The following is a 9,199-nucleotide window of genomic DNA, read 5'->3' as shown; positions in this document are numbered from 1 at the left end:
GGCTTGCTCGCGAAAGCGCTGTGTCAGGCAACTCATTGTTGAATGACATACCGCTTTCGCGAGCAAGCCCGCTCCCACTTTTTATATGTGTACAGCCCGGGTAGCCGGAAATCAGGAGATGGAAGATGGATTTGAATGCTGAGGTAGACAACCTGGTCAAGGCGTCCCAGGCGTGGATTCCGATGATCATGGAATACGGCAGTCGCGTGCTGCTGGCAGTGATTACCCTGGCCATCGGCTGGTGGCTGATCAACAAGGTCACGCAAAAACTCGGCGGTCTGCTGGCCCTGCGCAATGCCGACCTGGCGCTGCAAGGCTTCATCAGCAGCCTGGCGAACATCATCCTCAAGGTGCTGCTGATTGTCAGCGTCGCCTCGATGATCGGCGTGGAAACCACCTCGTTCGTGGCCGCGATTGGTGCTGCCGGCCTGGCCATCGGTCTGGCGTTGCAGGGCAGCCTGGCGAACTTCGCCGGCGGCGTGCTGATTCTGTTGTTCCGTCCGTTCCGTATCGGTGACTGGATCGAAGCGCAAGGTGTGGCGGGTACGGTCGACAGCATCCAGATTTTCCACACCGTGCTGCGTACCGGTGACAACAAGACCATCATCGTCCCGAACGGCAATCTGTCGAACGGCATCATCACCAACACCAACCGTCAGCCAACCCGCAAAGTGGTGTTCGACGTGGGTGTGGATTACGAAGCAGATCTGCAAAAGGCCCGTCAGGTGCTGCTGGATCTGGCCAAGGATGAGCGCGTATTGCAGGACCCTGCGCCACAAGCGGTCATTTCGACGTTGGGTGACAGTTCGATCACTGTTTCCCTGCGTGTGTGGGTTAAAACTGCAGACTATTGGGACGTGATGTTCATGTTTAACGAACAGTCGCGTGACCGTTTGAAAACTGCCGGTATTGATATTCCGTTTCCACAGCGTGTGATTCGTGTTGTGCAGGAAGGCGCTACCCAGTAACAACATTGATTTCTGGCCAGAGGGTCAGTTAGTTGTTATCAGGCCCAAGAGATGTGCTCCGCTCTTGGGTTTTTTGGCGGTTTCAAAGTTTGCAGGCTAATTGATAGTTGGCTAATTTTATTCCAAGGAAATTATGAGCGAAAAAAAACCGCCCACCTGCTTCAGGTGGGCGGTTTTTTTTGAGCGCTGCTCTGGAGTAACGCGAATTTACATCCCAATTACAGGATGTGCAGCGGATACTCAACGATTACACGCACGTCATTGTTGTCTGCGGTGTAGTCAGCATTGTACGCACCGTTTGCGCGATAGATCGCGCTACGCAGGCGGAACGACAGATCCTTGGCTGGACCTTCCTGCAGTACGTATTTGGTTTCAAAGTTGAACTCGTTTTCCTTGCCTTCGGTGTCAGCCGTGGTCTTGATGTTGTCGCCTTTGACGTAACGTGCCATGAAGCTCAGGCCAGGAACGCCGTAGGTCTTCATGTTCAGGTCGTAGCGAGCCTGCCAGGAACGTTCGTCGCGACCGATAAAGTCGGAGATCTGGATGGAGTTGGCTACGAAGATCGTGCTGTTACCGTCCACGCCGTACAGGTAGTTGGTGTCGCCAGTGGAGCGCTGGTGAGCGATGGTGAATTTGTGCGCACCGATGCTATAAGCTGCCGCAAGGCTCCATAGCTTGTTGTCGAGCTTGCCGTAAAGCGCCTGACCCTGATCCTTGGTGCGATAACCGTTGAAGTCGATGTTCAGCGATTGATCGTCTGCGATCGGGAAGGTGTAGTTGGCGTTGATGTATTGCTTCTTGAAGTAGTCGTCAACGTCAGATGCAGCGACACCGGCAACGAAGTTATCGGTGAACTGGTAGGTTGCGCCAGCGATGTCGGCGCTGGTCAAGCCTGGAGTGTGCTTGCCGTTGATGCTGTCCTTGCCCATCCCGGTTTGCGAGCTCAGCGCGGTAAAGCGACCAGCGGTCAGTTCCAGACCTTTGATCTCTTTGCTGGTGATCAAGGTACCCTCGGCAACTTCAGGCAGCAAACGGCTGTCGTCGGTAGCGAACACTGGGCTGGCAACGAATTGACGGCCGTACTTCAGAGTAGTGTCGGAGAGGCGGAACTTCACCGCTGCGCCGGTTTTGCCCTGCGATTTTTCTGGTTCATTATCGCTATCACGGGCAAACAGACCGTTGCCCGAACGACCCTCACCACCATCCAGCTTCACGGTACCCATGGCCATCGCGTCGAGACCAAAACCGATGGTGCCTTGAGTGAAGCCCGATTCGTAGGTCAGCAGTTGGCTGATCCCGGTGTCCTGGCGATAACCGCTCTTGTATGTCGTTGGACCTGTCTGGATGTTACCGGCACCATTACGGAAGTCGCGGTTCATGTATTCCATACGGGTTTTCAGATTCAGACTCTGGTCTTCCAGGAACCCTTTGGCGTCATCCTGCGAAGATGCCATTGCGAACTGCGAGGTGCCTGCTGCAACAGCCAGGGCGATCATGCTCCACTTCATCACGCGCATCGTGATTTGCTCCTTTGGTTTTTAGAAGAGTACTGCCGTCCCACCTGTTTTATTATCTGGGCGGCTCTTTCTTTTTGTGTCGGCGCAAACTTATATCACGCCGACAATGTTGGCGATACTTGCTAATCCAACCTTTCACCTTCTTTACGACGCTGTCGCAGATGGCTTTGTAGATGTCGCAAATTCACAGTACCGATGCAATCGGATCGACAACTTTCTCGCTGTTTTTCTAGCCTTTTGCATCGCTAAAAAAGAGTCCCTGGCAAAACACTTGAATCTCCATCGGGCAACCCTGCCACTGTTTTTGTTGGGCCTAAGGCTCCCACTTCCCGTGGTGCGCTTATAGTCCATATGGGTACGAATGCAACAAGCGTGCACAAACCGCTTTCTCTATGCGGTTATTTTTCTGAACACTCGTCACTCGCTGTAAAAACCTCATAAATACTGGGCCTCAAGCCCTTCTTTATCAGGGCTTGACGCCATCCCTCGCTTGGTGTTGTCGAGCAGGTTCGTGCGCGGGACAACGAAAAACGTTACCGGTTCACCCCGCCGGTGAGTATTCGGCGGATGCCCGACGCACTGAGCGTAGACGCGCTGTGCGGTTTTGGTGCAAAAATTTTTCCAGTTGTTCCGGATTCATACAGTTTGAGCGGGAGCAGGGGATGAACGCTTTGGGCTTTTCTGGTCATTTCATTGTGCTGCACCGCGCAGTCGGTTCCGTCATGGTGCGTGCCGCCCGAAAATGTCGCATGCAGGAGCGTTGAGCAATGTCTGTCCTGGCACGCTCATCGTGAAGCCCGGCGCATTCGCAGGTATGCTGCCTGCCTGTCGCTTGGTGCGTTGCCTGTCTGGGTGGCCGCTAAGCTGAATTGTGTAGATCAGCCGGGAGTGCACGCAGTGTTTGCTTTAGATTCACGACTTCAACAGGACACCCTGACCATCGGCGATTTCCCGCTCTGCCGGCTGCTGCTGTCCAACGATGCCAATTACCCGTGGTTCATCCTGGTGCCTCGTCGCGACGATATCAGCGAGTTGTTTCAGTTGGATGTCGCCGACCAGCAGCAGTTGTGGCAGGAAACCACGGCGCTGGCCGAGTTGCTCAAGGACTTGTTCGATGCCGACAAGCTGAACGTCGCGACGCTGGGCAACGTTGTCAGCCAGTTGCATATGCATGTGATCGTGCGCAAGCGTGACGATGCGGCATGGCCGGCGCCGGTCTGGGGCAAACACCCGGCCAAACCCTACAGCGCCGAGCAGGTCGCGAGCATTCGTGAGCGGCTGCGTCTGGTGCTGACCGAACACTTCACGTTTCTGGAGGGTTGAACCATGAACCTTGAAGAACGCGTCACCGATCTGGAAAGCCGTCTGGCTTTTCAGGATGACACCATTCAGGCGTTGAACGACGAACTGGTGGCGCAGCAGCGGGTGATCGAGCGCTTGCAACTGCAAATGGCGGCGTTGCTCAAGCGTCAGGAGGAGATGGTCGGGCAGTTCGATTCTTTCGAGGAAGAGGCGCCACCACCGCATTACTGATGCCAACACCTTTATGCAGGCGTAAAAAAACCGCGAGCAGCCTGGCTGTTCGCGGTTTTTTATTGCCTTGGATCAGCGACGCGGCAGGGCGGCGATCACGTCCTCGGCTTGCAGGCCTTTGTCCCGATTCATCACCGAGAACTCCACGCGCTGGCCTTCGACCAGTACGCGGTGGCCTTCGCCACGGATTGCACGAAAGTGCACGAAAATATCATCGCCGGAATCCCGGGAGATAAAGCCGAAGCCTTTGGACGTGTTGAACCACTTGACGGTACCGGTATCGCGGTTGCTCATGTCATAGGTGACAGGTGCGGCAGCCGGTGAAGATTTGTAGAAGCTCACGGCCAAGTGCACAACCACGGCAACCAGGGCGATCACCAGGCTGAACAACACCGCCGGTTGACCGGCGATGACTGGCATCGGTGCGATCAGGGTCAGGGTTTGCAGGACGACAGTCAGCACGAGAAGAGCGCTGACCAGATTTTGCAGATGCTGGCGCGGGCCTTTGTTCCAGTAAGGAATCACTGGAGCGATGACCAGATTCAGCAGGCCGAAAAAGGCCAGGTAAAGTGCATCGGGTTGTTGCAGGTAAGGAACGGCTTCGGATTTCAAGCTAGGTATGAACGACAGCAGCAAGGCCGCTGCGCCCATTAGCAGGTGGACGATTTTCAACATTTTGATTGGCTCACGTTATGACGGCTCACAAGGAAGAGCTGAAGGCGCACGGTTCGCTTCGGAACAATAAAGAGGCGTTGGACACGTGCCCGGCATCAGCCTATGCGCGACACCCCCGAAAAATGGGGCGTAGCGACACACTGCCTATTTAACAGCAAAGCCTGCAGCTACTCAAATTACCCCGGCCAGCGGCACCTGCCCGGTCGATTTGTCGCATGGCGAGTGAAGATTGTCGGCTGCGAGGTGGCGGCTGCCTTGCTAGAGTGGGTCTGCACCTGTTGGATGAATTCAATCGCCTTAGGGGGTAAACATGGCAATCGATATCGGTATCAGTGAAGAAGACCGCAAGTCCATCGTCGAGGGGCTGTCGCGGCTGCTGTCGGACACCTACGTGCTGTATCTGAAAACCCATAACTTCCACTGGAACGTCACAGGTCCCATGTTCAGGACCCTGCATCTGATGTTCGAAGAGCAATACAACGAGCTGGCGCTGGCGGTGGATCTGATCGCCGAGCGTATCCGCGCTCTGGGTTTTCCTGCGCCGGGTGCCTACGCGACTTACGCGCGTCTCTCCTCTATTAAAGAAGAAGTCGGGGTGCCAAGTGCCGAGGACATGATCAAGCAGTTGGTCGACGGCCAGGAAGCGGTCACTCGCACCGCTCGCGGCATCTTCCCGCTGTTGGACAAGGTCAGTGACGAGCCGACGGCCGACTTGCTGACCCAGCGCATGCAGGTGCATGAGAAAACCGCGTGGATGTTGCGCGCGTTGCTCGAGGCCTGATAGTCCGGTGCGCGGACGTCCGCAGGTGTGGATGTCCGCATACTGTTTCAAATCTTACTGAACATGTCGGCTTATCCTACGCTGCTGGGCAACTAGTCGTCTGGCGCTGACTTTGCGTCTGCGTTTTTATGAAGGCACAGGATGTTGTCTTTATAAAAGCAGCGATGACAAAGGAGTGTCAGCGATATGGTAGGTGGAGACAGGCGATGCGAGCACGTCGGTTCGCAACGGGAAATGAAGGTCGATCCGTTTGTCAGCGATTTCGATTTTGAGCTGATCCGGCCGCTGGCCAGATCAGTGCGTTTGAACGGCTTTGCCACTTGCTTGAGGCTCGAGCAGGTTTACTGGAACATTCTTGGTGACATGGCCGGGCACAACGGCTGTTCGGTCAGCACGCTGCTGTCACATGTGGACCGCGAAGTGCACCTGCGCCACGGCGGGGTGAAAAACTTCAGTGGTCTGGTACGGGTGGTGTGCGTGATGAATGGCCTGCGCGATACCCCGGCGGCCGTCATGCCCTGAACGGGCAATACTTGAAATGACGTGGCGGGCTGTGCAGTCTTACGGCTGCACAGCCCGCATTTAATGGATATAATCCCGCTCTTTCGCCGCAAAGCCCTGCGCGCGGTGGCAATCTGATCGCCGAGACACCCCCATGCCGATGTACGATTATCAATGTGCTTCCTGTGGTCATCAGTTGGAAGCCATTCAAAAGATCAGCGAGGCACCGCTGGTCGACTGCCCTGCCTGTCAGGCGCCAGAGCTCAAGAAACAGCTGTCCATGCCGGGTTTTCGCCTCAGCGGCAGCGGTTGGTACGAAACCGATTTCAAGACCGGAGCCAAGAAGAATCTGGCCGGTGGCGACAAATCTGACTAGGGTTCAGGCCCAGGTCGAACGACACGCGTGAGATTCTGCAGTGCTTGAGTGCGACGGGATCTCCACCGAATTTCGAATTACGAGAAGCGAAACCACTACCATGATGCGCAGCCATTATTGCGGCCAACTGAACGAAAGCCTGGAAGGCCAGGAAATTACCCTTTGCGGATGGGTTCACCGTCGTCGCGACCACGGCGGGGTGATTTTCCTCGATATCCGTGATCGTGATGGTCTGGCTCAGGTGGTGTTCGATCCGGATCGCGCCGAGAGCTTCGCCGCCGCCGATCGCGTGCGCAGCGAATACGTCGTGAAGATCACCGGTAAGGTGCGTCTGCGTCCGGCCGGTGCGACCAACGCCAACATGGCGTCGGGCATGATCGAAGTGTTGGGCTACGAGCTGGAAGTGCTGAACGAGTCGGAAACCCCGCCGTTCCCGCTCAACGAATACTCCGACGTCGGCGAAGAAACCCGCCTGCGCTACCGCTTCCTGGACCTGCGTCGTCCGGAAATGGCCGAGAAGCTGCGTCTGCGTTCGCGCATGACCACCAGCATCCGTCGCTTCCTCGACGAGAACGGCTTCCTCGACGTCGAAACGCCGATTCTGACCCGTGCTACCCCGGAAGGCGCCCGCGACTACCTGGTGCCGAGCCGTACTCACGCTGGTTCGTTCTTCGCCCTGCCGCAATCGCCTCAGCTGTTCAAGCAACTGCTGATGGTTGCCGGTTTCGACCGTTACTACCAGATTGCCAAGTGCTTCCGCGACGAAGACCTGCGTGCCGACCGTCAGCCTGAGTTCACTCAGATCGACATCGAGACCAGCTTCCTCGACGAAAAAGACATCATGGGCCTGACCGAAGGCATGATCCGCAACCTGTTCAAGGAAGTGCTGGATCTGGAATTCGGCGAATTCCCGCACATGACCTTTGAAGAAGCCATGCGCCGTTACGGTTCCGACAAGCCGGACCTGCGTAACCCGCTGGAACTGGTCGACGTTGCCGATCAACTCAAAGAAGTCGAATTCAAGGTGTTCAGCGGCCCGGCCAACGATCCGAAATGCCGTATCGCTGCACTGCGCGTTCCAGGCGGGGCGAGCATGCCGCGCAAGCAGATCGACGACTACACCAAGTTCGTCGGCATCTACGGTGCCAAGGGCCTGGCGTACATCAAGGTCAACGAGCGCGCTGCCGGTGTTGAAGGTCTGCAATCGCCGATCGTGAAAAACATCCCTGAAGCCAACCTGAACGTGATCCTTGATCGCGTCGGTGCGGTTGACGGCGACATCGTGTTCTTCGGTGCCGACAAGGCCAAGATCGTCAGCGAAGCCCTGGGCGCGCTGCGTATCAAGCTCGGTCACGACCTCGACCTGCTGACCTGCAAGTGGGCGCCAATGTGGGTCGTCGACTTCCCGATGTTCGAAGAAAACGACGACGGCAGCTTCTCGGCGCTGCACCACCCGTTCACCGCGCCGAAGTGCTCCCCAGAAGAGCTGGAAGCCAATCCGGCCGGCGCTCTGTCCCGCGCCTACGACATGGTGCTCAACGGCACCGAGCTGGGTGGCGGTTCGATCCGTATCCATCGCAAGGAAATGCAACAAGCGGTGTTCCGTCTGCTGGGTATCAATGAGGCGGAACAGGAAGAGAAATTCGGCTTCCTGCTTGACGCGCTGAAGTACGGTGCACCGCCGCACGGTGGTCTGGCTTTCGGTCTGGACCGTCTGGTGATGCTGATGACCGGCGCCCAGTCGATCCGTGAAGTGATCGCCTTCCCGAAAACCCAGAGCGCTGCGGACGTCATGACGCAAGCCCCGGGTGTGGTAGATGCCAAGGCACTGCGCGAGCTGCACATTCGTTTGCGCGAAACGCCAAAGGCTGAGTAAGACGGGCCTGAAGGCGCATCTTCGGATGCGCCTTTTTTCTTTCTTTAGAGAGCAGGTCGAGATTTTTTGTTGGCTGGCCGCTGCGTGAGCAGGGCGGGCCACGTTTCAAAGAGAATTCGGAGCGAGTTATGGCAGGTCATTCCAAGTGGGCGAACATCAAGCACCGCAAAGAACGTCAGGATGCCAAGAGAGGCAAGATCTTCACCAAGTGGATCCGTGAGCTGACCGTTGCGGCCCGTCAGGGCGGCGGCGATCCGGGTTCCAACCCGCGTCTGCGCCTGGCCCTGGACAAGGCCCTCGGTGCGAACATGAGCCGCGACATCATCGACCGCGCCGTTGCGCGTGGCGCCGGTGCGACCGAAGCGGATAATGTTGAAGAACTGACCTACGAAGGTTACGGCCCGGGCGGCGTGGCGGTGATGGTCGAGTGCATGACCGACAACCGCAACCGTACCGCAGCTGCCGTGCGCCATGCGTTCAGCAAATGTGGCGGCAACCTTGGTACCGACGGTTCGGTTGCGTACCTGTTCGAACGCAAAGGGCAGATCAGCTTCGCCCCGGGCGTCGACGAAGACGCCCTGACCGAGGCGGCGCTGGAAGCCGATGCCGACGACGTGGTCAGCCATGAAGACGGCTCGATCGACGTGTTCACCTCGTTCACCAGCTTCTACGCGGTGCGTAACGCGCTGGAAGCGGCCGGGTTCAAGGGTGACGACGCAGAAATCGTCATGCAGCCGACCACCAGTGCCGAACTGGATCTGGAGGGCGCGGAGAAGGTGCTCAAGCTGATCGACATGCTCGAGGATCTGGATGACGTGCAGAACGTCTACTCCAACGCGGACATTCCGGAAGATGTGGCCGCTCAGCTCGGTTAAGAGCGACTAGGCTTCAATGTGGGAGCGGGCTTGCTCGCGAAGGCGGCGTATCAGCAAGCATCAATGCTGAATGACACACCGCCTTCGCGAGCAAGCC

Annotated in this window: 10 protein-coding genes; 8 read left to right on the top strand and 2 right to left on the bottom strand. The window is 57.1% G+C overall.

Annotation, left to right across the window (positions count from 1 at the left end):
* The first annotated feature begins 125 nt into the window (after positions 1-125).
* Positions 126-968, top strand: a complete 843-nt coding sequence (locus tag QMX91_RS26030) for a mechanosensitive ion channel family protein (RefSeq protein WP_096795091.1) — start codon at positions 126-128, stop codon at positions 966-968.
* Positions 969-1,186: 218 nt separating this feature from the next.
* Here QMX91_RS26030 and QMX91_RS26025 read toward each other — a convergent pair whose 3' ends face one another.
* On the bottom strand, positions 1,187-2,485 hold the full coding sequence (locus QMX91_RS26025; protein ID WP_096795090.1) for an OprD family porin: 1,299 nt from the start codon (positions 2,483-2,485) through the stop codon (positions 1,187-1,189).
* A gap of 897 nt (positions 2,486-3,382) precedes the next feature.
* Between QMX91_RS26025 and QMX91_RS26020 the strand changes: the two genes are divergently transcribed.
* Positions 3,383-3,808, top strand: a complete 426-nt coding sequence (locus QMX91_RS26020) for an HIT domain-containing protein (RefSeq protein ID WP_027612530.1) — start codon at positions 3,383-3,385, stop codon at positions 3,806-3,808.
* Positions 3,809-3,811: 3 nt separating this feature from the next.
* Positions 3,812-4,018, top strand: a complete 207-nt coding sequence (locus QMX91_RS26015; protein WP_007962092.1) for a SlyX family protein — start codon at positions 3,812-3,814, stop codon at positions 4,016-4,018.
* Positions 4,019-4,090: 72 nt separating this feature from the next.
* Here the strand turns inward: QMX91_RS26015 and QMX91_RS26010 are convergent, their stop codons facing one another.
* Positions 4,091-4,693, bottom strand: coding sequence for a cold-shock protein (locus QMX91_RS26010; protein ID WP_134787184.1), 603 nt, complete (start codon positions 4,691-4,693; stop codon positions 4,091-4,093).
* A gap of 310 nt (positions 4,694-5,003) precedes the next feature.
* Here QMX91_RS26010 and QMX91_RS26005 point away from each other — a divergent pair, with 310 nt between their 5' ends.
* From QMX91_RS26005 to QMX91_RS25985, 5 genes are all read left to right on the top strand, one after another.
* Positions 5,004-5,474, top strand: a complete 471-nt coding sequence (locus QMX91_RS26005) for a Dps family protein (RefSeq protein WP_007912745.1) — start codon at positions 5,004-5,006, stop codon at positions 5,472-5,474.
* A gap of 186 nt (positions 5,475-5,660) precedes the next feature.
* A complete protein-coding gene (locus QMX91_RS26000) occupies positions 5,661-5,996 on the top strand; it encodes a ribbon-helix-helix domain-containing protein (RefSeq protein ID WP_027612532.1) in 336 nt (111 codons plus the stop codon).
* Positions 5,997-6,129: 133 nt separating this feature from the next.
* Positions 6,130-6,351: a zinc ribbon domain-containing protein gene (locus QMX91_RS25995; protein ID WP_003227532.1), complete on the top strand. Its 222-nt coding sequence runs from the start codon at positions 6,130-6,132 to the stop codon at positions 6,349-6,351.
* Between the two features lie 100 nt (positions 6,352-6,451).
* Positions 6,452-8,227, top strand: coding sequence for an aspartate--tRNA ligase (gene aspS / locus QMX91_RS25990; protein ID WP_003227530.1), 1,776 nt, complete (start codon positions 6,452-6,454; stop codon positions 8,225-8,227).
* A gap of 128 nt (positions 8,228-8,355) precedes the next feature.
* Complete coding sequence (locus tag QMX91_RS25985; protein ID WP_003227527.1) at positions 8,356-9,102, top strand: YebC/PmpR family DNA-binding transcriptional regulator; 747 nt, start codon at positions 8,356-8,358, stop codon at positions 9,100-9,102.
* Positions 9,103-9,199: the final 97 nt, after the last annotated feature.

The organism is Pseudomonas sp. PS01299 (genome assembly GCF_029960145.1).
GTDB classification, from domain to species: Bacteria; Pseudomonadota; Gammaproteobacteria; order Pseudomonadales; family Pseudomonadaceae; genus Aquipseudomonas; species Aquipseudomonas putida_A.
This window is presented reverse-complemented; position numbering and strand designations above follow the sequence as displayed.